This is a genomic window from Agrobacterium albertimagni AOL15 (assembly GCF_000300855.1).
Classification (GTDB): Bacteria; Pseudomonadota; Alphaproteobacteria; order Rhizobiales; family Rhizobiaceae; genus Allorhizobium; species Allorhizobium albertimagni.
The window spans coordinates 1-25,491 of record NZ_ALJF01000005.1 but is presented as its reverse complement, the minus strand read 5'-3'; the positions used below and the strand labels follow the sequence as shown (position 1 = coordinate 25,491).

19 protein-coding genes, 1 pseudogene and 1 riboswitch are annotated in these 25,491 nt (G+C 59.6%); of the genes and pseudogenes, 10 read left to right on the top strand and 10 right to left on the bottom strand.

The window, feature by feature from the left end; all coding sequences use genetic code 11:
- Positions 1-3: 3 nt before the first annotated feature.
- From QWE_RS06935 to QWE_RS06920, 4 genes are all read left to right on the top strand, one after another.
- A complete protein-coding gene (locus QWE_RS06935) occupies positions 4-762 on the top strand; it encodes a DUF1028 domain-containing protein (RefSeq protein WP_006725387.1) in 759 nt (252 codons plus the stop codon).
- Between the two features lie 47 nt (positions 763-809).
- Entirely contained in the window at positions 810-2,642 is a 1,833-nt protein-coding gene (locus QWE_RS06930; protein WP_006725386.1) for an ABC transporter ATP-binding protein, read from the top strand.
- A gap of 339 nt (positions 2,643-2,981) precedes the next feature.
- On the top strand, positions 2,982-3,254 hold the full coding sequence (locus QWE_RS06925; RefSeq protein ID WP_006725385.1) for a helix-turn-helix transcriptional regulator: 273 nt from the start codon (positions 2,982-2,984) through the stop codon (positions 3,252-3,254).
- Positions 3,251-4,483: a type II toxin-antitoxin system HipA family toxin gene (locus QWE_RS06920; protein ID WP_006725384.1), complete on the top strand. Its 1,233-nt coding sequence runs from the start codon at positions 3,251-3,253 to the stop codon at positions 4,481-4,483. The genes QWE_RS06925 and QWE_RS06920 overlap by 4 nt, the downstream gene beginning before the upstream one ends.
- Before the next feature lie 425 nt (positions 4,484-4,908).
- On the opposite strand, the gene QWE_RS06915 is transcribed toward QWE_RS06920, so the two are convergent.
- The 9 genes from QWE_RS06915 to nrdH form a co-directional block, all read right to left on the bottom strand.
- Complete coding sequence (locus QWE_RS06915) at positions 4,909-5,694, bottom strand: NUDIX hydrolase (protein ID WP_006725383.1); 786 nt, start codon at positions 5,692-5,694, stop codon at positions 4,909-4,911.
- A complete protein-coding gene (locus QWE_RS06910; RefSeq protein WP_006725382.1) occupies positions 5,691-6,755 on the bottom strand; it encodes an ABC transporter ATP-binding protein in 1,065 nt (354 codons plus the stop codon). Before QWE_RS06910 ends, QWE_RS06915 begins: the two co-directional genes overlap by 4 nt.
- A gap of 12 nt (positions 6,756-6,767) precedes the next feature.
- Entirely contained in the window at positions 6,768-8,537 is a 1,770-nt protein-coding gene (locus QWE_RS06905) for an ABC transporter permease (protein WP_006725381.1), read from the bottom strand.
- 75 nt (positions 8,538-8,612) lie between these two features.
- Positions 8,613-10,676 (bottom strand): extracellular solute-binding protein, encoded by a 2,064-nt coding sequence (locus tag QWE_RS24345; protein ID WP_006725380.1) that lies wholly within the window; start codon positions 10,674-10,676, stop codon positions 8,613-8,615.
- Positions 10,677-11,072: 396 nt separating this feature from the next.
- A complete protein-coding gene (locus QWE_RS06895) occupies positions 11,073-12,167 on the bottom strand; it encodes a 5-methyltetrahydropteroyltriglutamate--homocysteine S-methyltransferase (protein WP_006725379.1) in 1,095 nt (364 codons plus the stop codon).
- 48 nt (positions 12,168-12,215) lie between these two features.
- Positions 12,216-13,205, bottom strand: coding sequence for a class 1b ribonucleoside-diphosphate reductase subunit beta (nrdF, locus tag QWE_RS06890; RefSeq protein ID WP_006725378.1), 990 nt, complete (start codon positions 13,203-13,205; stop codon positions 12,216-12,218).
- 18 nt (positions 13,206-13,223) lie between these two features.
- The gene (gene nrdE, locus QWE_RS06885) at positions 13,224-15,377 is read right to left on the bottom strand and encodes a class 1b ribonucleoside-diphosphate reductase subunit alpha (RefSeq protein WP_040299696.1); all 2,154 of its coding nucleotides are present in this window, start codon (positions 15,375-15,377) and stop codon (positions 13,224-13,226) included.
- Positions 15,365-15,763, bottom strand: coding sequence for a class Ib ribonucleoside-diphosphate reductase assembly flavoprotein NrdI (gene nrdI, locus QWE_RS06880; RefSeq protein ID WP_006725376.1), 399 nt, complete (start codon positions 15,761-15,763; stop codon positions 15,365-15,367). Before nrdI ends, nrdE begins: the two co-directional genes overlap by 13 nt.
- A gap of 9 nt (positions 15,764-15,772) precedes the next feature.
- The gene (gene nrdH, locus QWE_RS06875) at positions 15,773-15,994 is read right to left on the bottom strand and encodes a glutaredoxin-like protein NrdH (protein ID WP_006725375.1); all 222 of its coding nucleotides are present in this window, start codon (positions 15,992-15,994) and stop codon (positions 15,773-15,775) included.
- Between the two features lie 242 nt (positions 15,995-16,236).
- Positions 16,237-16,451, bottom strand: a riboswitch (cobalamin riboswitch).
- Between the two features lie 456 nt (positions 16,452-16,907).
- Here nrdH and QWE_RS06870 point away from each other — a divergent pair.
- The 6 genes from QWE_RS06870 (at position 16,908) to QWE_RS06845 (ending at position 24,973) form a co-directional block, all read left to right on the top strand.
- On the top strand, positions 16,908-17,777 hold the full coding sequence (locus QWE_RS06870; protein ID WP_006725374.1) for a MurR/RpiR family transcriptional regulator: 870 nt from the start codon (positions 16,908-16,910) through the stop codon (positions 17,775-17,777).
- Positions 17,778-17,845: 68 nt separating this feature from the next.
- Positions 17,846-18,958: an ABC transporter substrate-binding protein gene (locus tag QWE_RS06865; RefSeq protein ID WP_006725372.1), complete on the top strand. Its 1,113-nt coding sequence runs from the start codon at positions 17,846-17,848 to the stop codon at positions 18,956-18,958.
- A 54-nt stretch (positions 18,959-19,012) separates the two neighbouring features.
- Entirely contained in the window at positions 19,013-20,752 is a 1,740-nt protein-coding gene (locus QWE_RS06860; protein WP_006725371.1) for an ABC transporter permease, read from the top strand.
- Between the two features lie 10 nt (positions 20,753-20,762).
- Entirely contained in the window at positions 20,763-21,803 is a 1,041-nt protein-coding gene (locus QWE_RS06855) for an ABC transporter ATP-binding protein (RefSeq protein WP_040299694.1), read from the top strand.
- Positions 21,800-22,399 (top strand): histidine phosphatase family protein, encoded by a 600-nt coding sequence (locus QWE_RS06850; RefSeq protein ID WP_006725369.1) that lies wholly within the window; start codon positions 21,800-21,802, stop codon positions 22,397-22,399. The genes QWE_RS06855 and QWE_RS06850 overlap by 4 nt, the downstream gene beginning before the upstream one ends.
- Before the next feature lie 792 nt (positions 22,400-23,191).
- Complete coding sequence (locus QWE_RS06845) at positions 23,192-24,973, top strand: sensor domain-containing phosphodiesterase (protein WP_006725368.1); 1,782 nt, start codon at positions 23,192-23,194, stop codon at positions 24,971-24,973.
- Positions 24,974-25,079: 106 nt separating this feature from the next.
- Here the strand turns inward: QWE_RS06845 and QWE_RS24640 are convergent.
- Positions 25,080-25,292 (bottom strand): annotated as a pseudogene (locus QWE_RS24640) (transposase); the annotation flags it as partial.
- Positions 25,293-25,491 lie beyond the last annotated feature (199 nt).

Below are 25,491 nucleotides of genomic sequence, written 5' to 3'. Positions count from 1 at the left end.
TCCATGACCTGGTCCATCGTTGCGCGCGATCCTGACACCGGCCATTTCGGCATCTCAGTCGCCAGCCGCTTTTTCGCGGTCGGTGCCATCGTCCCTTTCATGCGTGGCGGGATCGGCGCAATTGCCACCCAGGCCTTCATCAGCCCACTCTACGGCACCGATGGCCTGAAGTTTCTGGCGAAGGGCCAGTCGCCGTCTTCGATCATCGCAACTCTGACGGATCGCGATGACGGATGCCAGCAAAGGCAGATGCATCTTATCGACGGTGAAGGCCGCAATGCTGCATTCACGGGCAACAAATGCATCGATTGGGCCGGCCATGTTGTGGACGACAATGTCTCGGTTGCCGGCAACATGCTGGCTGGCCCCCGCGTCATCGCCGAGACCCTGCGCGTCTACAAGGAAACTGCGGGCGCACCGCTCGCCGAGCGACTTCTGGCCGCCATGGATGCCGGCGAGACCGCAGGAGGCGACAAGCGTGGGCGGCAGTCGGCAGCATTGAAGATCTACCGAGATCAGGATTTCGCCTGGCTCGACATTCGCGCAGACGACAACCCCGATCCGCTCGGAGAATTGCGCAGACTGTATGCGGTGGCACAAGAGCGTTTCCTGCATGTTGCGGAAACCATGCCGACCCGCACCAATCCCCATGGCCTGACGGACCGGCGGCTGATCGACGAAAAGATTGCAGCCCTCGAAGCGGCCCGCATCGCAGCGGGCCGCACCTCGCCTTCCCATGCCACGCCGCTGAAGCTCACCTGAGCCAGACCGTATCAGAACCCCACTATAAGGATCGGAACCTGAAAGCCATGATGCCAGCTGCCGCCAAGACAGAGACACCCGCAGTTCTTTCCGTCGAGGGGCTGACAACGTCCTTTCTCGTCGATGGCCAGTGGCGGACGGTCGTCCGCAATATTTCCTTCGATGTGAACCCCGGAGAGACTGTCGCCATTGTCGGCGAATCGGGCTCCGGCAAGAGTGTGACCTCTTTGTCGATCATGCGGCTGCTGGCCCGCGAACAGAGCCGCGTCGAGGGACGGATCCGGCTGAACGGCAAAGACATTCTTTCGCTGACTGAAAAGGATATGCAGAAGGTGCGCGGCAACGAGGTTGCCATGATCTTCCAGGAGCCGATGACCAGCCTCAATCCGATCTTCACGATCGGCCGACAGATCTCGGAAGTGCTGACCTGGCACAAGGGCCTTACAAAAGCCGATGCCCGTAGCGAGACGATCCGCGTGTTGGACAAGGTACGTATTCCGAACGCGGCAAGCCGGTTTGATGACTATCCGCACCAGTTTTCCGGTGGCATGCGACAGCGGGTGATGATCGCCATGGCGCTTGCTTCGCGCCCGAACCTGTTGATTGCCGACGAACCGACGACAGCGCTGGATGTTACGATCCAAGGCCAGATCCTCGACCTGATCAAGGAGCTGCAGGAGGAAGACGGAATGTCCGTTCTCTTCATCACACATGACATGGGCGTTGTCGCCGAGATCGCCGAGCGTACCATCGTCATGCTGCGCGGCGATGTGGTCGAGCAGGGAGCAACAGCCGACGTCTTCCACCGCGGCCAGCATCCCTACACGCGGGCATTGCTCGCCGCTGTGCCGAAACTCGGTTCCATGCACGGTCATGACTGGCCGCTGCGTTTCCCGATCGTTGATATCGCCTCTGGTCTGGCAAGCGAACCGACCGAAGTGGTGAACACTGTCGACACGCACAAGACGCCGGTGCTCGCGGTGAAGAACCTGGTGACACGCTTCCCCATCCGCAGCGGTCTCTTCGGCCGGCAGACAGGCGCCGTGCACGCTGTCGAAGATGTCTCGTTCGAGCTTTTCCAGGGTGAGACGCTTTCGATTGTCGGCGAGAGCGGTTGCGGCAAGTCGACCACCGGACGTTCGATAACGCGTCTGGTTGAGCCCAAGAGTGGCGAAGTCCATCTCGATGGCTATAATGTCCTGACCCTTGACCAGCCGAGCCTGCGCGCCATGCGCCGCAGCGTGCAGATGATCTTTCAGGATCCATTCTCCAGCCTCAATCCACGCATGACGGTAGGCGCCACCATCGCGGAGCCATACCTCAAGCATGGCCTCGGCACCCGTCAGGAGGCCCTGACCAAAGCCGCGGATCTGCTCAAGAAAGTTGGTCTTGCTCCGGAGATGATGGATCGCTATCCCCATGAGTTTTCCGGCGGACAGCGCCAGCGCATTGCCATTGCACGCGCCTTGTCGCTCAATCCCAAGGTGATCGTTGCTGACGAGAGCGTCTCGGCCCTGGATGTGTCGATCAAGGCACAGGTCTGCAATCTGCTGATGGATCTGCAGGAAGAGTTCAATCTTGCCTTCCTGTTCATCAGCCATGATATGGCGGTGGTCGAGCGGATCAGTCACCGGGTTGCGGTCATGTATCTTGGCGAGATTGTCGAGATCGGCCCGCGTTCGGCGATATTCAACAACCCGCAACACGACTACACCAAGAAGCTTCTGGCCGCTGTGCCGGTTCCCGATCCTGAACGCCGCGGATTGAGGCGCAGCACGGCCGATGACGAATTGAAAAGCCCGGTAAGGCCAACCGGCTACACCCCACCCCCCCGAGAATATCGCGAAGTCGGTCAGGGACATTTCGTCCAAATGCGCTGAAGTCGATGAAACGCCCTGGCCTTGCACCAACGGAGTGGCTCGGTCGCCTCGGTCGTGCTGATGTCGCAGGTGAGCTTCTCGGCCTATGAAGCCCGCGATAGCTGAGAAGCCTAAGTTCTTACTGACCTCCTGCCCGCGTTCGACAAATTACGATACCGGAGGCGTAGCGCACGCGGCACCCCGGATCTCAAGAACTGTAAATTCGACCATTCCCGGAAGCGCCAAACTTCCCGATCGGGTTGCGTTTGGCCTTCCGACATCTCTACTTCCCGATCGGTAAGGTTTGCATTGTTTCTTAAGAAATCTTCCTGTACGGTAAGCCGATCCAGGAGGTACTCGATGTTCAGGTCCGCACGCGATTTCGGCGCCGCCATCAGGGCGAAACGGAAGGCCCTTGGCTGGACACAGGCTGAGCTGGCGACACGGTCAGGCACGGGCGAGCGTTTCATCGTAGAGCTCGAATCCGGCAAGCCGAGTTGCCAGCTCGAAAAATCCTTGATCGTTGCCCGCACCGTCGGCATCGAGGTGGGTGACCTCAAGACCGCGCAGATGCCTTCGGACACATTGAAGGATGATCTCGGTTTCCTCCCGACCTTCGGTGACGGGAGATGACAACCATCTTCTATGAAACCCTGGCCGTCGCGCAGATGACCTTCGAAGGCGAATGGCGGCTGGACTATGAGTCATCCTGGGAAGGTCGTCGCTCAGCTTTTCCAGTTTCGCTCACGATGCCACTGCGCTCAGGCCCGGTGACTGCAGACCGGTTGCTGCCATGGCTTGCAAACCTGCTCCCGGAGACGCATCTAGCCGAAATCGGTCAGCGGCTGAAAGTTTCACCTCAGGACATCGTTGGTCTGCTTGGCCATATAGGTCGAGACACGGCCGGGGCACTGTCCATCGGCCAACCCCGAAAGGCGGGCCTCAACCTGCAGCCCATTCCGCACGAGGAGGCGCTGGAGCGCATCCTGAATGAACTTCCTTCCAAACCTTTCCTGGTCGGCAACCACGGCGTCTCCATGTCGCTCGCGGGAGTACAGGAGAAGCTGCCCGTCTTCGTGGACGAGAAGGGCGCAATCTCCATCCCAGTCGATGGTACGCCATCGACCCACATCATCAAACCGGATACCAAACGACTGGCTGGGAGCGTCGAAAATGAAGCCTTCTGCCTCGCCCTTGCACGATCATGCGGGCTGGAGGCCGCCGAAGCCACGATTGGCATAGCCGGCCAAAGACGCTATCTGCTCGTGAAGCGTTATGACCGTTTCACGGATTTAGAGGGCGAAATCCGCAGGCTTCACCAAGAAGACCTCTGTCAGCTAACCGGTCACTTCCCTTCGCAGAAATACGAGAGATCCTCGACGGGCAGCGGCGTGACACTGAAGATGATGTTCAAGGTGATCAGTGATCTTGTATCCCCGGCGGAACGCCAGAAGCTGTTGGATGCGGTGATCTTCAACGTCCTGGTATGCAACTCGGATTCCCATGCCAAAAACTATTCCGTACTGATCGGCGCTGGTGGGTCGGCAAAGGTTGCGCCCCTATATGACCTGATGTGCGCAGCAGTATATCGCCAGGTAGACCAAAACCTGCCGCAAGGCATTGGGGGGCGGTTCATTGCGCCCGATTTACGCAGCAGGGATTGGAAAGCGCTTGCTGAAGACGTGGGCTTAAGTGCTGCATCGACATTAAAACGTGTAAAAGAATTAACAGAACTGGTCGCCAGTCGATGCGACCATGCCGCAGGGACCGTTTTGGCCATCTCAGGCGATCCAACGCGCGTATTGGACAGGTTGATCCACGAGATCCAGAAGAGATGCAAACGAATTCAGCGTCAGCTTTGAGCGGAATTATCCGATGCTCGAGCGCTTCGTTGGCTGCGGATATTTTTGAGCCGCAGGTGCTCTCGAAGAGCCAACCCTAGAGAACAGGTCGATCAACCGAGTTTCATCATGATGCTGTATATTACGGCGCTGCAGGAGCCGGGTTACCTCTCCCCAAAAAGACAGCGCATCTCCCGACTGCAGTGTCGAAGATGGAAAGGTGATCTCATTCCACTGCTACAACGCAGCGTCAGTCCTGATGGAGCAACTCGGCCTCATGGAAGTTGTAAGTCCCCATCAAGGTTGCAACGCGGCTTTGGCACAAGGCCACTGCCTGAACCCGATAACCCGCAGCACCCGTACTTGAAGGACTTCCGTGAGAGCGAAGCTTGTTCAGGCACGGCAGCGACGTTGAACCGCCATGCCAATCAAGTCATCAAGGCGCATCATGTTCCGTGACGGGTGACCACGTCCTGGCAGACGAGGTGGGAACCGAACTTGATGTCCAGCGCACCCGCAAGGCCGGACCGCAACTCATCCATGGAGACGAGCGTGTTTGATTCGACCTCGCCATCGATGCAGGTCGGGCTCCAGTCGCGCGGCAGGACGAGATCGTAGACCGACAAGAGCTCCTGATGAAAGCCCTGGCGGCTCACATAGCAGACCGGCTCATCGCCGATATGCCGGGCATTTTCCATCAGCGTGGCGTCGATGCCCGCCTCTTCCCACGCTTCCTTGACGGCGGTTGTGGCCGCATCGAGATCATGAGGCTGGCCACCTGCGACCAGGGTATCGAAATAGCCGGGAAAGGCAGTGGAATGCGCCGCCCGCAGCGAAAGCCAGACATCGGGAGGTGTGTCTGACCCCGTGTTCACCAGGCCATTGACGTGTACCTTCGTGGCCCAGAGACCTAGAATGCGCATGGCGCTTCTATCGATAATGGCAATGGGATCTGCGTCAAACGAGGGCCGCACCGGCATCATTTCCCCCCGTCGAGGTCCGATGAGGCCTGCGTCGAGAAGAAGGAGACGTGCCTTTTCCAGTCGTTCGGTGAGATCGCCGTCGCAAGGCATCGACAGTGCCGCCCCATCCGCCACCATGAGACCACCGTCGATCAGCACCCGGGCGCATGGACCCGGAAGGAAACCGAGTGGCGCGGCATAGCTTGTGAGAGAAAACGGGCGGAAAGCAACCGGCCAATGGCCCTGCCTGGGTTCGTCGTTATGCGTCATGCGGGAAATACCACCACTGCGTCTGGTCTGAAGGAGATTCTGGCCGTGTCGCCGACAGCAAGTCTTGAATGCGTCATCAAGGAAAGGCTACCGCCAACCACGTCGAGAACAGTGCGCCACTGACGCCCTTCATAAAGGCAATGTGTCACCGTTCCGGCGAGCGTATTGATACCTGCGACCGTCCCTCCGTCTCCCATGTCTATGCTTGCGGGATGCAGCATCACGGTAACGGCACCGCGATAGGCCGGATCGATGTCGGCAGGTCGCGGAACGCAGATGCGCTGGTCGCCCACAAGCACGGTCAACCCGACATCTGGCGCCGTCTCTATCACCCGGCCTTCCATCCGGGTCTCGAAGCCTGCGAGCATGGCAATCCATCTGGAGCGTGGTGCCGCAAACAGCGCTTCCGGCGAACCGACCTGCTCAATTTCACCGCTTTTCATGACGACCAGTATATCGGCAAATGAACATGCCTCGAGCGGATCATGCGTGACATAGAGCACGGTCTTTCCCACGCGCTTGAACAGCTCGCTGAACTCCTTGCGCATCTCCAGCCGCAGTTGAACATCGAGATTGGAGAGCGGCTCGTCCAGAAGCAGCAGATCCGGGTCGGTCGCCAATGCCCGTGCAATGGCGACGCGCTGCTGCTGTCCGCCGGAGATCTGGGAAGGCAGGCGGCCTGCCAGCGGGGCGATCTGCATCAGGTCGAGAAGGTCTTTCACACGGGCGCCGCGCTCGGCAACACTCAATTTTTTCAGTCCGTAGCCTATGATCCGTTCCACCGTCATGTGCGGCCACAGGGCATAGTCCTGAAACACCATGTTCAGACCCCGCTTATGGGCCTCCAATGCCCAGCCGGGCGAAGAGATGACCGTTCCGCGAAGCCGAACCTGCCCGTCGTCGGGTCGATCGAGGCCGGCAACCAGACGCAGCAGTGTGGACTTGCCGCAGCCGGAGGGGCCGACCAGGCAGGCGACCTTGCCGTCTGGCACCTCGAGCGAGACACGGTTGAGCACGGTCTGCCGACCGAAGCGCCGGACTACGTTATCGATACCGAGCATTTAGCAGACCTTTCAGTTCCGGTTCGCCGGGGCGACCAAACGGCGGATCGCGGCGGCGGAAAGGATGTTGATGACGACAATGATCAGGATGGTTGCGAGACCGGCGACGAGGGTCGCGGCGGTTGCCGCGCCGAACTGGCTCTGCTCGAAGGCGCGATTGACATAGACCGGCAAGACATCAAGCCGGGGCGGCCGCAAGATCGAGTTGATGGCAAGGTCGAAGATCGCCGAGCCGAAGGCAGTCAGCGTTGCCGAAACCAAGGCCGCGGCAATCAGAGGCAAGGCGATGGTGATGATCCGGCGGGTGAGCCCGGCTCCCTGAAGGGAGGCAGCAGAGAGCATGCTCGCTGGAACCTGGGCCATGGCGCCGAGAAGCACGCGGATCGCAATCGGTACCGCACCTGCAATGCCCGCCAGCACAAGGATCGACTGGCTGCCGTAGAGGGAGATGCCGAGCCGATCGAACAAAGGGGAATTCCACATGAAGATGTAACCGATGCCAAGAACAACGCCGGGAACCGCAAGGCTCAGCGTACAGGTCACGTCAATCAGTCGGTTCAGGCGGAAATCGGAAAAGGTCAGCATATAGGCCGCTGCTGCTGCCAGAATGGCACTGCCCATCGCTGCCGCCGCGGCAATGCCCATCGAGGTGCGAAGGGCTCCAACGAAGGCGCCGCCGGTATTGAGCACATAGGCATAATTGGCAAGCGTCAGGTTTTCGAAGGCAAAGCCGGCCGAAATCCGGTCCGTTAAGGAGACCAGCACGCTGGAGCCGATTGGTATGATGATCGCAACAGTCAGCGTCAGAAATGCAAGGCCGTTCGGGATCAGGCTGAAGCGCGCGCCTTGGGCGTGGCGCATGCGGGCCCTGCCGCTCAAAAAATCGAAGCGGCGGTTGCGCAGGATCGCGAAATAAACAAGCACTGCCGCCAGCATGATCACGGTGACGTAGAAGGCCAGCACGCCCGCAAGGTCGAAGCGGATCGGCGATTGGTTGATCGCGACATAGATCGCGTAGGTGAGCGTTGGAAAGCGGTAGGTGGTCGCGAGCGCCGCCGGCAGGCCGAAATCGCCGAGCACGTCAATAAAGATCAGCACGGCGCCCGAAAGCACGGCAGGCAGCAGCATGGGAAGCCGCACCGTGGCCAGCACGCGGAGCGGTGAGGCGCCGCAGAGCCGAGCGGCATGGGCGTAATCGTCCATGTCCCATCGCATCGCCGCCGATACTGTGATGTAGGCGAATGGAAACGCCTTCAGGCTCATGATGACGGCGAGCCCCCAGGGGTTGAAGACCATATCGGGCACGAAGGTCAGGCCGAACCACTGATTGGCCAGGCCACCACGACTGGCAAACAGGATCCAGCCCTGCGCGAGGATGAAGGAGGGCAGGATGATGATCGCCCAGGCGGCAATATCCAGCGCCGGGCCGAGTATCATGCGGGAGGAATGTCTCACGATGGCAAGCCCGGTTCCCAGCAGACCGCCGAGCACTCCCGCAAGGCTGGCGAGGAACAGGGAGTTCATCAGCGAACGTTGCCAAAGCGGCCGCTCGAAGATTTCCCAAAGGCCGGATAAGCCGATGGCTTTAACCTGCCCGGAAAACAGGCCGGGAATGAAGGCCTGGACGATGACGGTCGCCATGGGCCCAAGCACCAGGATCACGAGCACGGCGACGACCGCAAGCCCAAGCCAGTCCTCGGATCGCAGCAGGGCGCGCCGTGTCGCGACTGCGGTCATGGGCGCTGGAGTTATGGTGGCAGGGGTCGCGGCAAACTCGCTCATGGCATCCTCGCAGGGCATCCTCTCGGGGGAGATGAACCCCGGAGCGCAATCACTCCGGGGTGGAAGGACGCTATCCTATTGCAGGGCGCGGTCGGCGAACCAGGTCTTGATCTCGGCCTCGTTGGCCACGGAGAAGTCATCGGGCGCAACGCGGTAGACGACACCTTCTGCCGGTCCATCGGCACGACGGGTGGTACCGTCGACGGTCGGTTCGAACAGGCCGTCGGCGGCGGCCGCCTGCGACAGATAGGTCTGCGTTTCAGGCTTGAGCAGCCATTCGACGAAGATGCGGGCGGAGTCCGACCGCTTCGTCGAGGCCTGAATGCCGACACCGCGCACAACGCCGGGCGCACCTTCTTCCGGCCAGACCACTTCCACGGGCGCCTCGCCGGCAGCTTTCAGCGAATAGGCCACCTGCGAGGTGATCAGGGCGAGATCGAGCTCTCCCGAGACGATGGCGCGACCAACCGGACCATTGGTGCGGAACACGCGCATGCCATTGTCGAACAGGCTGGTGAAATAAGCCTCGGCCTTGTCCTTGCCGAGCGTGTGGAAAAACTCGGCAACGCAAGGGTATGCCGGCGCGGCGATCGCCGGATCAGCCATGCCGAACTTGCCGTTGAAGCGGCTATCGGCGAGATCGGCAAATTTCGTTGGCGGGTTGTCGATCGTGTCGGTGCGATACAGCATGACACAGGATGCCGCCATGCCGATCGGGAACCACGAACGGTTTTCCGGCAGATAGGTACGGCCCGTCTCATTGAGATTGCCGATATTGGCAGGCTCGACCCCGCGCAGCAACTGGTTCTGGTCATCCAGCATCTTGAAGCTGTATGAGCCGTTGAAGATCAGCACATCCCATTGGGGATTGGCTGCCTCTGCGGCGATACGGGCAAGGATCTCGCCGCCGCTCATCTGCACGACATCGATCTGGCGGCCGGTATCGGCCTCGAACCGATCTGTGATCACGCCTTCGAAATCATTGGTGTAAAGCACAAGCGGGCCTGGTGCATCCTCGGCAGCGGCAGGCAGGGGTATGGCAGCGGCAATTGTCAGGGCAGCTACGCCAAAGGCTCTGAAAAAGGGTCTCATCGCAATCTCGCTCTCGGCCAGGGTCAGGGTTGGCACACCGCTTTTGTCGGCGCGCAAACCCTGGCTAGGCGTGCTGGATGACAGTTCCATGAAATGAGACCGGTCCGCTTTCAGCACGCCCTGTCCCGGATTCGGAACAGGCTGAATTCCCTGGAGAACCGCGGTTTTGACATAGGCGCCCAATTCGTCGGCCACGCGCCGCAGCGTCGTGTTCATCAACCGCCGGGGCGGGCTGAGAAGCGTCATGGTGAGTGTTGGCCCGACCCAGCCGGGCATCACGGGAACCAGCAAGCCGTCCGCCACGGGCTGCCTGATTGCGAATTCCGGCACAAGGACAAGGCCCGCGCCGGAGAGAGCCAGCGAAAGCAGCACATCGACATTGGTCGTGGTCAGCCGTGGGGCGCAGGCCAGGACTTCCGTGTCACCGGCTTCCGACTGGAAAGGCCACTCCGTCGCGCTGGCATCCATGCCATGAACGAACAGGTCCGGGAATTCAAGCGAGGCTGGTCCTGTTCCCACGACGCGTGCAGCAACCTCAGGGCTGGCGACCATAAGCAGCGGATTGCGGCATATCCGCCGCTGGATCAGGGGTGAATCCCGAAGCGGCCAGTGATGCGCGCACAGATAGAGATCGAAAGTATCGCTGTTCTGGTCCAGCACCCGGTCTGCAAGATCCAGCACGAGATCCAGGCCAGAATGGGATTGCATCATGGCGCCCACATGCGCGCCAAGCGACGAAGCCAGTAGAGGCGAGACGTTGATCGACACGCGACCCGAGATCGCACCCGTTGGCCGCATCAGGCGGTCTTCTGCCTGCTGCGCGGCCTCAACCATGGCCAAGCCCAAACGGTAGGTCTCCTCCCCGACAGCCGTCAGCCTGAACTCGTCGCCGCTACGGATGACAAGCCTTGACTTCAACTGCTCCTCAAGGGCCGCCAGTCGACGACTCATGGTGGATTTCGGCAATCTCAGTGCTCGACCCGCCTTCAGGATGCCCTGATGATCCACGATGTGCACGAAAAGACGCAGGTCGTTGAGATCCAACATGGTCGGCCCCTTCTGACCAGGCCCACGTCGCAAGCATATGGGGGACGCACCCAAGTGGTCCACGTGGGCGCAGACCGACACCGGCACCATTATCCATCATAGATGTCAAAACGGTAACAGCCGGAACGCAGCAACCGTGCCCTCTCGCCTGTCGAGGACACGACATAACGGCTTCACAGCGTGGTCGATGCTCCTGATGGAAGTCGAACCGCGGGCTCCGGTGTTACCTTTCTCAAGTCTCCGATCCGAAGGCCTGTAGGTTATCCTGGCGGCGCACGCGTGTTTATAGAACAAAATCGCCCCCTACATTTCTGGTTCTCGCCTCCCAGGATGTGTGCAGAGGGCAAAGGTTGACCTAGCCAGCCAACGAAAACGCTCGCACACGCCTGGTGGTGGTCAGGTATGGCCCCAGATAGCCTCGGCGGTTTTCACCACCAGTTCCAGCTTGCGCTTCTGGTCGTCCTCGGTGATCGCATTGCCGTGTTCGGTGGACGCGAAGCCGCATTGTGGTGCAATACCGAGCTGATCCGTATCAACAAATTTTGCCGCTTCGTCGAAATGTCGGCGCAGCGCATCCGGGCTTTCCAGCTCGCCCGTCTTGGTGGTGATGAAGCCCGCCATGATCCGCTTCCTGCCCTTGGGTAGAAGCTTCAACGGCTCCAGGCCGCCGGCCCGATCCGTGTCATATTCCATGAAATAGACATCGACACTGGTCTTGTTGAAGATAGCGTCAGCTGCCGCATCATATCCGCCGGAAGCGGCGTGCGTGGAGCGGAAATTGCCCCGGCACATGTGCATGCCGATCACCATGTCTTTGGGACGATCCTTGATCGCCTCCTCCAGCATCCAGGCATAGCGATCGATCAACCAGTCGGGATCCTGCCCCATCGCCTTGCGCTGCTCACGCTGCTTCGGATCGCCGAGATAGGCGAAGAAGATATCGTCGAGCTGTAGGTAGCGGCAACCTGCAGCATAGTAGGCAGCGACCGCTTGCCTGTAGGTCTCCGCGATATCGGCAAACAGCACCTGCGTATCCCTGTAGATCACCGGGCGAACATCCGCAGGATCGGTGCGAAAATGCACGCAGGACGGCCCGGGAATCGAGATCTTCGGGCAGACGCTCGTATGCTCTTTCACAAAGGTAAAATGCTCCAGCATTGGATGATCGGCGGGAAAGCCCAGCTTGCCGTTGATGACTGGATGCACCGGTGGGATCTGGGTGCCATGGAACTGCACGCCCTCGCCGCGTGTCTCCATGTCCATACCCTCGAGCATGCCCATGAAATCGAAGTGCCAGAAGGCGCGGCGCGCTTCGCCGTCGGTGACGACCTTGAGGCCGGCATCCTCCTGCAGCTTGATCAGCGCGGGGATTTCCTGATCCTCGATGGCTCGCAGTTCTGCAGCAGGCGCTTGAGTGTTTCTCGCCTCGGCAATCCGGCGGGGACGCAGAAGGCTGCCGACGTGATCGGCGCGAAATGGAGGTGTTGGCACGAATAGACTCCCTAAAAACGGTTCTTGTCGTGAATTTTGCTGGCGACCTCAGAAATCCCAGTCCTCATCCTCGGTCGCAACCGCTTTGCCGATGACGTAAGAAGAGCCGGAGCCGGAGAAGAAGTCGTGGTTCTCGTCGGCATTGGGCGAGAGCGCCGAGAGGATCGCCGGATTGACTTTGCACGCCTCCGGCGGGAAGAGCGCTTCATAGCCGAGGTTCATCAGCGCCTTGTTGGCGTTGTAATGCAGAAACTTCTTCACGTCTTCGGTCAGGCCGACGCCGTCATAGAGGTCCTCGGTGTAGCGGGCCTCGTTGTCGTAAAGCTCCAGCATCAGATCGAAAGCGAAGTCCTTGATCTCCTGTCGGCGCGCTTGCGGTTCGCGCTCCAGCGCGCGCTGGAACTTGTAGCCGATGTAATAGCCATGCACGGCCTCGTCGCGGATGATCAGGCGAATGAGGTCGGCAGTATTGGTGAGCTTGGCGCGGCTCGACCAGTACATCGGCAGATAGAAGCCGGAATAGAAGAGAAAGCTCTCGAGGAAGACGGAAGCCACCTTCTTTTTCAGGGGATCGGCGCCGTCATATTGCTCCATGATCAGCGCGGACTTCCTCTGCAAGAACTCGTTCTCCTCCGACCAGCGATAGGCATCGTCGACGTCAGGCGTCGAGCAGAGCGTCGAGAAGATCGAGGAGTAGGAGCGCGCATGCACCGCTTCCATGAAGGAGATGTTGGAGAGCACCGCCTCTTCATGCGAGGTCTGGGTGTCGGCCATCAGCCTGATGGCACCAACTCCGTTCTGGATCGTGTCGAGCAGCGTCAATCCGGTGAAGACGCGGATTGTGAGCGTCTGCTCTTCCGGCTTCAGCGTCGCCCAGGAGGGAATGTCGTTCGACAGCGGCACCTTTTCCGGCAGCCAGAAGTTCGAGGTCAGCCGGTTCCAGACCTCGAGATCTTTGTCGTCTTCGATGCGGTTCCAGTTGACGGCACGGATACGGCTTGCCGCGCGAATGGGAGAGGTCTTCACTTGAATATTCATAGGATTCGATCCTTGCGGTCACAGCGCGCAGGAGACGCAGCCCTGCACTTCCGTGCCGGTCAGCGCCATCTGGCGAAGGCGGATGTAGTAGATGGTCTTGATGCCCTTTTTCCAGGCGTAGATCTGCGCCCGGTTGATGTCGCGGGTGGTCGCGGTGTCGCGGAAGAACAGCGTCAGCGACAGGCCCTGGTCGACATGCTGGGTGGCTGCCGCATAGGTGTCGATGATCTTTTCCGGCCCGATCTCATAGGCATCTTCGAAGTATTCGACATTGTCATTGGTGAGATAGGCTGCCGGATAATACACGCGGCCAATCTTGCCCTCCTTGCGGATCTCGATCTTCGAGACGATCGGGTGGATCGAGGAGGTCGAGTGGTTGATGTAAGAGATCGACCCCGTCGGCGGCACGGCCTGGAGGTTCTGATTGTAGAGACCGTCAGTCATGACGGCGGCCTTCAGTTTCGCCCAGTCTTCCTGCGTCGGAATGTGGATGCCGGCCTTGTCGAAGAGCTCGACAACCTTTGCCGTCGCCGGCTTCCATTCGCGCTCGGTATATTTGTCGAAATACTCGCCCGTCGCATATTTCGAATTCTCGAAACCCTTGAAGCTTCGGCCTTTCTCGACGGCCAGCCGGTTCGATGCCCTCAGCGCGTGATAGGTCACGGTATAGAAGTAGATGTTGGTGAAATCGACGCCCTCGTCCGAACCGTAGAAGATGCGCTCGCGGGCGAGATAGCCGTGCAGGTTCATCTGGCCGAGGCCGATCGCGTGGCTGTCGTCATTGCCCTTGGCGACCGAAGGCACGGAGGCAATGTTGCTCATCTCGGAGACGGCGGTGAGAGCCCGGATCGATGTCTCAATGGTCCGGCCGAAGTCTGCACTGTCCATCGCAGACGCGATGTTCAGCGAACCGAGATTGCAGGAGATGTCCTTGCCCATTTGCGCATAGGACAGTTCCTCGTTGAACTGGCTTGCCTCGCTCACCTGCAGGATTTCTGAGCAGAGATTGCTCATGGAAATGCGGCCGGCGATCGGATTGGCGCGGTTCACCGTGTCCTCAAACATGATGTAGGGATAGCCGCTTTCGAACTGGATTTCGGCGATTACCTGGAAGAAATCGCGCGCCTTGATCTTCTTCTTACGTATCCGGGCATCGGCGACCATCTCGCGGTATTTTTCCGTCACCGAGATCTCGGTGAGGGCTAAGCCATAGACCCGCTCCACGTCATGCGGCGAGAATAGATACATGTCCTCGTTGTTCTTCGCGAGTTCGAAGGAGATGTCGGGAATGACGACACCCAGCGAGAGTGTCTTGATCCGGATCTTCTCGTCGGCATTTTCGCGCTTGGTGTCGAGGAAGCGCATGATGTCGGGGTGATGGGCGTGCAGATAGACGGCACCCGCACCCTGTCGTGCGCCGAGCTGGTTGGCATAGGAGAAGCTGTCCTCCAGCAGCTTCATCACCGGAATGACGCCGGAGGACTGGTTTTCGATCTGCTTGATCGGCGCGCCCATCTCTCTGATATTGGTAAGCGACAGCGCAACACCGCCTCCGCGCTTGGAGAGCTGCAGCGCCGAGTTGATCGAGCGCCCGATGCTTTCCATGTTGTCCTCGACACGCAGCAGGAAGCACGAGACGAGTTCGCCGCGCTGCCTCTTGCCCGCGTTGAGGAAGGTCGGCGTTGCCGGCTGGAAACGTCCGGAGATGATTTCGTCGACGAGATCGCGGGCGAGCTGTTCATTTCCCCGCGCTAAAGTCAGCGCCACCATGCAGACGCGGTCCTCGTAGCGCTCGAGATAGCGCTTTCCGTCGAAGGTCTTCAGCGTATAGGAAGTGTAGTATTTGAAGGCGCCGAGGAAGGTCGGAAAGCGGAATTTTCGCGCATAGGCTTCGTCGAAGAGGTCGCGGACGAAGTTGAACGAATACTGGTCCAGAACCTCGCGCTCATAATAGCCCTCGGTCACCAGGTAATCGAGCTTTTCCCGGAGGTTATGGAAGAAGACGGTGTTCTGGTTGACGTGCTCGAGGAAATACTGCTTCGCCGCCTGCCGGTCCTTGTCGAACTGGATTTTGCCCTCCTCGTCATAGAGGTTCAGCATGGCATTCAGTGCGTGATAATCGAGCGTGGCCTCGGCAGGCGCGCTCGTCTTCGTATGGGTCAGCGTGTCCAAAATCGTTCCAGTCCCTGTCTGACGGCGGTAACGTCTTCCTGCGTTCCGAGAAGCTCGAAGCGGTAGAGAAGCGGCACGCCACATTTGTCGGCGATGATCTTGCCGGCACGCCCGTAGGCCTTGCCGAAATTGGTGTTGCCTGCCGCGATCACGCCGCGGATCAGGCTTCGATTGCCTGGATTGTTGAGGAAGCGGATGACCGGCTTCGGCACCGCGCCTTTGTCTCCGCCGCCGCCATAGGTCGGCGTGACCAGCACAAAGGGGTCCGAGACCATGGGCGGCTCGTCCGTCCCGTCGATTGGCAGACGTAATGCCTCGCTCCCGAGCTTCTCGACGAAGCGGCGGGTGTTTTCCGACCGGCTGGAGAAATAGACGAGGCCGCACATGGTCGTGGTTTACGACAGCGCGCTGATCATATCAGGGCGGAAGCCCGCCCAATGCTGTTCGCCAGCGATGACGACGGGCACCTGGCGATAGCCGAGATCCTGAACCAACGCGAAGGCGTGGGCATCCTCGGAGACGTCGACCACAGTATAATCGATACCCTGACGGTCGAGGGCGCGGGTGGTGGCGGTGCATTGAACGCATGCGGGCTTGGAATAGACGGTGATCGACATGATTTCCTCAAGAGAATGGCGTGAAAAAGCATTGCCGGACTGGGGCGCAGCCGGGTGAGAGACGGAATTTTGGACAGGACGAGACGATTGCCCGCAGTCGAAACGACTACGGATCAGCGATGATCTGGAATGACATGTTCATGGCCTTCACCCCGAAGCAGACATTTGACGGGGCAGCGAGAACGGCACCGGCCCGGAGAGATCCGGACACAATCAACCGCACCCTGCCGGACACCCCGCCGGCGGACGTTACGATCAAGGCAGGTCTCCTGGCTCACGGGTCTCAGCACCCTCTCCGCCTTCCCGGGAAAACCCAGTGGCATGATGGAGAAAGCGCTCACCGTTCACAGTTGCGGGGGCAGCCTCGGCTTCACAGACATCATGTCCGCTACCGAATTCCCGTCTTAGCCCCCGATCCTGCTACGAATCGAAGGGAACCTCGAACACTACATATAGTAGAGAAGGTTCAATCCGCGTCAACGCCTATGATGGGATCGTGTCGAGTCCGTCGGGGATAATATGCCGCGTAGTGTTTGGGGCCCGCGTCGTCCCGCCCTCAATTGTGGTTTAGCCATCAAAACAGCACGTCATCGGCTAAAGCTTCCGCCGACCATCTGGAGTCACTCGTGGCTGAAGTGCAAGGCGTCCTGCACGGTGCTTCCTCCCGGCTTCCATGCGGTCTGCTTGGCGGAGCGGGTGATAACGACCTTTCTCGGCTCGTTGGCGGGAGAATGCACAGCTCCGTGCGCAGGTGTCACACTCGCCTGGTCACGCTTCAATGCAGATGGCCATTATCTTCCCATGGCGCCCTCTGTAGATCTGTCGTGCATTTCCTCGTAAATGCTCTTCATTCACGTTTTCCCAAGACGACCGGTTAGTCCGGTACGACGTCAACCTCGGATGCGGGCAGGCCATGTCAGACAGTAAAGTCCAAACAACACTGATTGATCGCGTACAGGCTGTCGCCGAAAACCTGACCGCCACGGAACAGCGGCTGATATCCGAATTACTCAAAGCCCCTCACGCGGTTGCAATCGGGACATCGAGCGAATTTGCAGCCAGGCTCGGTGTGCATGAGGCGACAACGTCTCGCCTCGCACGCAAGCTTGGATTCTCCTCCTATTCGCAGTTTCGCGACGAATTGCGCCGCGAATTCCTCAAGGTGGCGGATCCGGCGGAGCGCATTTCCGCCACGCTGAATGATGCCAGGACCCATGGCTTTCTGCCGCTGCTCGTCGAAAGCGAATTGGCAGCGCTCAAGGCCATGACCGACCACGTCACCGACGCCAAAATTCTGGAAGCTACCGAGAAACTCGATCGCCGCCGGGTCTTCATTCACGGCCATGGCAATGCCGAGGCACTGGCTGTGTTGATGGAACGGCGGCTGCGGCGGCTCGGCATAGACAGCCATCCCCTCACCGGCACCCGGCGCGACCTTGCCGAACAGATGCTGACGCTGTCTGGCGACGACGCTCTCTTGTTGTTCGCATTCCGTCGACAGCCCCCCGACTACGCCCGTCTTATGGATGTTGCGACCGAAGTGGGAGCATCGACCGTGGTCATTGCGGGCACGGTGGGTGCATCGCTGACCCCGCGCCCACAGGTACTGCTTTCCGCCCCGCGGGCTGGCATGCCCGACAGCTTTCAGACGCTTACCGTGCCGATGACGATTTGCAATGCGATCAACCTTGCCCTTGCGGCGCGACGAGGTGGAGATGCCTTGTCGAAACTCGATCGCCTGGGAGACCTCATTTCGAGATTCGAGAAGGGTTATGCAAGATAACTTGCATGTCATAAAAATGTAGCAAGAATACTCTACACGAACTATGGTACTCACGAGAGGAGACGTCCATGTTCAGAATTCTTGCCCCGCTTTGCGCGCTCGCGCTGGCAACATCGACCCATGCCCAAGACCTCGATACGCAGTCAGCCACCGAATTGCTGCCGCAGGCAAAGCATGAAGGCAAAGTCACCGTCTACGCTTTCACCAGTCGCATTGGCCGGGTCGAGCAAGCTTTCGAGGCCGCCTATCCCGGCATCGACATGATCACCTTCGACATGTCGTCAACCGAGCAGATCGCCCGCATCAAGAGCGAGGCACAGGCCGGGCTTCCCGGCGCTGACGTGATCTACATTTCCGACGCGCCGGTCGTGCTGACCGAACTGGTGGCAAACAACCTCCTGGTACCTTACGTGCCGCCACGCGTAGCAGCTGTCGTGGCCGAGCAGTTCAAAACGCCCTTGCTCGCTCAGCGGCTCTCCACGAAAGTACTGATGTATAACGAGGAAACCCATCCGGATGGCTCCCCGGTCAAGAACCTCTGGGATCTGACCAAGCCCGAGTGGAAAGGCCGCGTGATCATGGTGGATCCACTGCAGCGCGGCGACTATCTCGACCTGATGACCGAGATCGTGCTGAGAGCCGACGAGATGGCGAGTGCCTATGAAGCAAGTTTCGGCAAGCCGATCACACTTTCTGACGAAAACGAGAATGCTGGCCAGCAGTTCATTGCCGACCTGTTTGCAAATGATCTGGTGCTGGTGAGCTCCACGGATGACGTCAACAAGGCGATTGGCGCAAAGGGCCAGCAGACACCCCCGATCGGCTTCACGAGCTACTCCGACCGTCGAGACAACGAAGACGAAGGCTGGGCACTGCAGGTCGCCAACGATGTCGCGCCTTCGAACGGCATCGTCTTCCCCGCCCTTCTCGCGATCAACCCGAAGCCTGCAAGCCCGGCTGCTGCACGCCTGGCTGTCGACTTCATGATGGGAGACGACAGTGAAACCGGTGGAGAGGGCTTCAAGCCATTCTATGTTGCCGGCGACTGGCCCACGCGCTCCGACATTACGCCACACAAGGACGCAATCCCGCTTTCGGACTTCACGGGATGGCAGATCTCGCCGACGGAGACGGCGAAAATCCGGGCCGAAGTGGCCGATTTCATTCTTGCTCTACAATAACACAGACGAACGAGAGACGGGCGGCGCGGTCGCCCGTCTCTCCGGAGCACCGGAATGACAATGACCTTGCGCCGCCACTACCAGAACCTGTCGCGCCACGGCCTGACCATCGCCATGGCCCTGCTTCTCGTCGTTCTGGTTGTCGCCCCTCTGTTCACCATTTTCGTCGAGACCCTAAGCCCGCGATCCGGATCCGGTGCCAACGCCTGGGTCGATGTGCTGGCCAGCCGACTGTCCCAGAACCTGTTCTGGCGGCCGACGATCAACACGATGATAATCGGCCTCAGCGTCGGCATCGGTTGCGTGCTGCTCGGTGGCTTGCTCGCCTGGTTGGTGGTGATGACGGACATTCCGGGTCGCCCTGCGATTGCGTTCCTCGCAACGCTGCCATTCATGATCCCGAGCTTTGCCACCGCACTCGCCTGGGGCAGCGTCTTTCGCAATGGTCGCGTCGGTGGTGGCGGCGGCCTGCTTGAGGGCTTTGGTCTCAGCGTGCCGGACTGGCTGTCCTGGGGCATGACCCCGACCATCATCGTGCTCATAGCCCATTACTATGCCCTGGCTTTCACAGTGATTGCCGCAGCACTTTCCACGGTCAACGGCGATCTGGTCGAAGCAGCCCAGATGACCGGCGCCTCGCGCAAGCGCATTCTGTTCGGCATTGTGCTGCCGATCGTCACGCCGGCAATCATCGCCGGTGGTTCACTGGCATTTGCAGGCGCGGTGTCGAACTTTGCCGCCCCTGCCCTTCTCGGCCTGCCGGTGCGCATGCAGACACTCTCCACCAGGTTGTTCGGCATGATCGAAATCGGTCAGACCGAGCGCGGCTATGTGCTGGCCATCCTCTTGATCGGCATTTCCGCAATCTTCCTCGGCATCGGCAATCGTCTGCTGTCAGGCCGTCGCAGCTTCGCGACGATCAGTGGAAAGGGTGCCCGTCCACGCCGCTTCGCGCTTGGCCGCTCCAGACTGCCATTGGCCGTGATCGCCTGGACGGTCTGCATCATGACGACCGTCCTGCCGATCTTGTTGCTCGCCGCCGCAAGCCTCGCCCCGTCGTCCTTGTCATTGTTCTCCGACTGGACACTGCATTACTGGACCGGAGAAAGCAGTCCGGCCTTTGCGCGCGGTCAACCGGGGATCTTTCATAATCCGCAGTTGATCTCCGCGCTGACTACGACCCTCATGCTCGGCGCCTCGGTAGCGCTGGCTGCCAATATCATCGGCATCCTCATCGCCGTGGCCTTGACACGGCAGAGCACGCCCGTGCTGAGCAGTCTTGTCTCGCAACTCAGCTTTCTGCCAATGCTGCTGCCTGGCATCGCCTTCGCCGCCGCCTATATCGCTCTCTATGGTGCACCGATAGGTCCGCTTCCAGCTCTCTACGGCACCAAACTGTTGCTCGGTCTGGCGCTGACTGCTGCCATGCTGCCCTTTGCCGTGCAGACTGGCCGCGCCACGGTCACGCAGATCTCCGGCGATATCGACGAGGCAGCCCGCATGACAGGCGCCGGCTTCTTCCGCCGGCTCGGTGCCATCACGATACCGCTTGCGGCACGCGGGCTCGCCGCCGGATTGCTGATATCCTTCGTCAATGTCATCGGCGATCTGGCGATCACCATTCTGCTTTACACGCCGACCTCACCGCTGCTGGCTGTCCTTTCCTACAGCTATGCCTCGGACGGCTTCCACCAGTTCGCCAATGCGGTCACCCTCGTCATCCTGATCATTTCCATGCTGGCCACCGGCGCCGCCACGCTTCTGCGTGGCCGCCGCCGCCAAGACTTCGCTTGAGGCCCCACCCGTGATTTCACTCGACCACGTCACGAAGTCCTTTGCCGGCCATGATGCTGTCTCAAATGTCAGCTTCTCGGTGCCTGAGGGCTCATTTCTCGTATTGCTCGGTCCGTCGGGCTGCGGCAAAAGCACGATGCTACGCATGCTGGCCGGCCTTGACCAGCCGACATCCGGCAGGATCCTGTTCAACGACACATTGGTCGCTGACGGCAATGCCGGCTTCACCCTGCCGCCAGCAGATCGCAATGCCGGCCTGGTCTTCCAGTCTTATGCGCTCTGGCCGCATATGACGGTTGCCGGCAACATCGAATGGCCCCTGAAAGTGGCCAAGCTCCCGGCTGAAGAACGGCGCATCCGCCGCGCCGATGCCATGCAGATGCTCGGCATATCAGCGCTCGCCGACAGATATCCGGGCGAAATCTCCGGCGGCCAACAGCAGCGCGTCGCACTCGCAAGAATGATTGCACCACGTCCGAGAATCATGCTGTTCGATGAACCTCTTTCAAACCTCGACGCCACGCTGCGTGTGGAAATGCGTTTCGAACTGCTGAAGCTGCATGCCGCGACAGGCGCCACGGCCGTCTACGTCACCCATGATCAGGTCGAAGCGATGACCATGGCCACGCATGTGGCTGTCATGAACAATGGCATTGTCGAACAATTCGACGCACCAGACACGCTGCTTGCCGAACCGGCCTCGGCTTTCGTCGCCGGTTTTGTCGGCACGCCGGCCGCAAACCTCATTCCGATCACAGGAGGCAGGTGGTTCGGCAGGGTTGCGGATCCCTCCCTCCTCAATGCGACAGGCCATGCCATGGTCCGCGCCGACCAGATCGAAGTCGTCAGCGAAAGTGGTCCTCATGTCATCGAGGTGGAACTCGCCGAAATCGTGCCGATGGCCGGACGCTATCTCGTCAGCGGCCTCATAGACGGCATCCGGATCACGACCGTCACAAATCGCGCCGTCCGTTCAGCAGAAAAACTCCGCTTCCGGCTACCCGGCGCACCAGCGGCAATCTTCGACACACAAGGAACACGCCTTTCATGAAACGTATCCTCCTCGTGCGTCATGGCGAGAGTGAATGGAACGCCATCCGCCGCCTGCAGGGACAGGCCGATATCGACCTCTCGGAACGCGGCAGACACCAGGCGCGGGCGCTTGGCCCCATGATCGCTACCTTCCGCCCGGGCCTGGTTCTGACATCCGACCTGAAGCGCGCGGCTAACACGGCAAGCCTGCTCGGTTATCCGGATGCAACCAGGGAGCCGCTGCTTCGCGAGCATAATGTTGGTGACTGGACGGGCGTCGAAATCGCAGACTTGATCGCCGCCCAGCCCGAGGCCTATGCCCGCTGGAGGGCTGGCACCTTTGCGCCTGAAAACGGTGAGATCTGGAGCGACTTCAGGGCAAGAATTCGCTCAGCGATCAATCTGGCTCTGGCCGATCCGGCGGAAACCGTGCTCATGGTTTGCCACGGCGGCGTCATCCGCGCAGCTCTTGATGTTGCTCTTGGCCTTGCCCCGGCCCGGATCATCCCGGTGGGTCCGGCAAGCCTGTCGATCATAGCGTTTCCGACCAAGAAGGCCCGGCTGGAAGTCTTCAACGCGACGGTCTTCTCACCCATTCTCGATGCGCCGGACTGATGGCATCGAACGCGACCATCGCCCATCAGCTGACAGTTGCGAGATGCCTGTGCGGGCGGCGGCAATAGCGCGTCGAAAACCAATCCTCGTACTAAACATGCCGACCAAATCGCCTCGGCCCTCCAGCCAAGGACGGCTGCACCAGGGCAGCGAAGCCCGCATTCGCCCGCACTGTTGGGCCCAATCACGACTGTCTCGCCCAGGCTCCCAACCATTCGCTGCAACACCACGACCAGGTAAGGGATGCGTGATTGTTCGCAGCTCGCGCGCCACGGAAGCTTGACTTTCAGCCTTCATTTAAGGACTTCGACGGCCATTATTTCTCGCTCGAACTATCTGAAGGCGCAACGACATCGATCTGACGCGCCGGGCAGCGCGCGAGAGCATCTTTCCGGCGCCGGGATCCCTATTCGAGATCGATCGGGCCTTGCCACGCTGCTCTTTCCTTACCGATCCCGCTTTCCATCAGATCTCGGCCGCAGGCACGCCGTCGAAGCGCTGCTTCAAAATGAACGCCTTTTGGACAACCTGAGACTGCAATGCCTTCATTCTTCCTCTGCTTCTCCCAGCCAGAAAAACACAGCGGTTTCCAGTTGTGAACTGGTCCAGTTTTTGGGGATCAGAGCAACTGCAATTCGACCTACATGCCTTGTTTACCAATAATGATAGATGCCTTTGAATGTTCGTCTTCATTAAAATTTGTTAGACGCAGCCCCTTCAAGATGCACATTTGAACCTCTGAGCACGATGGCATAAGGCGATGTCGGCGAGGGACGAGAAGAAGGCGCAAGCATGCTTGTCGAGGTGCAAAACGTCGTTTTGAGAATGCTGGCCGAGGGTCAGGAGCCTGCGAAAGCGGTCGAGGCGCTTTGCCTCTTCATAGAGGCCCAGCTGCCATCGACCACAGCCACAATTCTTTTGGTCGACAATGCAGCTCGCCTGCAGCCTTTCGCCGGCCCAAACCTGGACCCTTCTTTTGCCAAAGCCATTGCAGGTCAACCGATAGGGCCTTGGCAGGGATCGTGTGGTGCAGCTGCGGTCACGGGCGAAGCGATGACCGATATTGACCTACAAAATGCCGAGCGGTGGCGTAACTATGCTCATCTCGTGGAGCCACTCGGACTGCGCGCATGCTTTTCAAGCCCAGTCCTTTCGCGAGCGGGCAAGGTGATCGGCACGATCGCTCTTTATTTCAACGAGTGCCGTGGGCCGACACCGCTAGAGCAAAGCATCGTAGAGGGCTGTCTGCCCCTCTGTTTGATCGCCCTCGAGCACAGAGAGCGGATCGCGGAGATGGAGCGCCTAGCATACTCGGACAGCCTTACGAACCTGCCCAATCGAACAGCGTTCCGGCGCATGGTGGAAGCAGCCCCGAGGGCTCCAAGGTCAATTCTGCTAATCGACGTCGACAATCTGAAACAAGTCAATGACACATTTGGGCACTTCGTAGGCGACAGTTTGATAGCAGCAACCGCCAAACATCTCATGGACATCGTCGTGGAGGGACAAGCTTTCCGCATCGGCGGCGACGAGTTTGCCGTAGTTGCTGAAGGACTTCGGCCAGAACAGGTGGCCAACCTTGCTGAACGGATCCGTCACTTCTCTACCAAAACACTGACATGCGCTGGGATCAAGATGGTACCCAGCGTGACGATAGGACTGGCGAGCGAAGCTCAGCTCGGCTCGGAGACGAACCTTCTACAACAGGCGGATCAGGCTCTTTACCACGGCAAGGAGTTTGCCCGCGGCACCTGGACCGCCTTCGACCCGAAGGTTGTAACTACGATCGGCAAACGCAACCAAGCGATCCAGTTGTTATCCAACGCGCTCGCTGAACGAAGGGTCGAAGCCTGGTATCAACCGATCTGCAGGCTTGATACTCGTCAAATGGTTGGAACCGAGGCATTGGCCCGTATCAGGCTTGACGATGGCACCATCCTGGCCGCTGGAAACTTCCATGAGGCGACGAAAGACGCGCGCGTAGCAGGCGAACTCACCCGGCAAATGATCCAATGTATCGCCAAAGATATCGGCACATGGCGCGCCTCCTCAGTCCCCTTCCAGCACGTCGGTGTCAATGTCTCGGCAAGCGACCTTTCAGACGATGACTTCCTGCTAGACCTAAAGGAGGCCTTCACTTCGGCCAACATTCCCCTCAGTCACATCATTCTTGAGATCACCGAGTCCGTTTATCTTGGCGACAGAAACGGTAGAATTGCACGCCAGATCAAGAGACTACGAGAGGCCGGCTTCAAGATCGCGTTAGACGATTTTGGAACAGGCTTCGCTTCCCTCACCCATCTGTTGACCGTGCCGGTTGATATCATCAAAATCGATAAAAGTTTCGTCGATCTCCTCGGCGCCAACGAGGCCAGCACCGCGATCATAGAAGGCCTGTTGCACATTGCGCAGCGTACGGGGATCAAAGTTGTCGCAGAGGGTATTGAACTTGAGAGCCAGGAGAAGCTGCTGCTTGAGCGAGGATGTAGACTCGGTCAGGGCTACCTTTACTCCAAAGCGCTGCCAGGCCCCGAAGCAGCAAGATTGCTAAAGGAAAGAGGGCAAAACCACTGACCCTGGTGCGATACAAAGATAGCACCGTTGAGTTTGGCGGATCGTGTCCCACTGCGTGGTGTAGCTCCGGCGCTGGCCGTGCCTTCCGGACAAAGCCGGGAATTGATCAGCTTGCGGCTGGCAGGCTGATAAGTGGATCATCGCTCATTGCTGCTATGGTCTCAAGTGTCATGTAGCGGGATCGCTGAACGGCCCACTCGTCGTTTTGCTCGAGCAGCAGCGCCCCAACGAGCCTGACGATGGCATCGTCGTTGGGGAAGATGCCGACGACTTCTGTGCGTCGCTTGATCTCGCCGTTGAGACGCTCGATCGGATTTGTAACCGGTATAAGACCAGCGGTGGTGATGTCCTGCTGCAGTTCTGAGAATTGCGGCGTATGCTGTGAGCATCCGGGACAGAGGCACCGGGAGCACGAAGGTGCGGGCAGGCCGATACATTAGATGAGCTGTGAGCTCGTGTTAGTAGCTGGCCGCCTCTGCGACTCGCCCGGTTGCGCCGAGAGCGCGAATCCGTAGTTG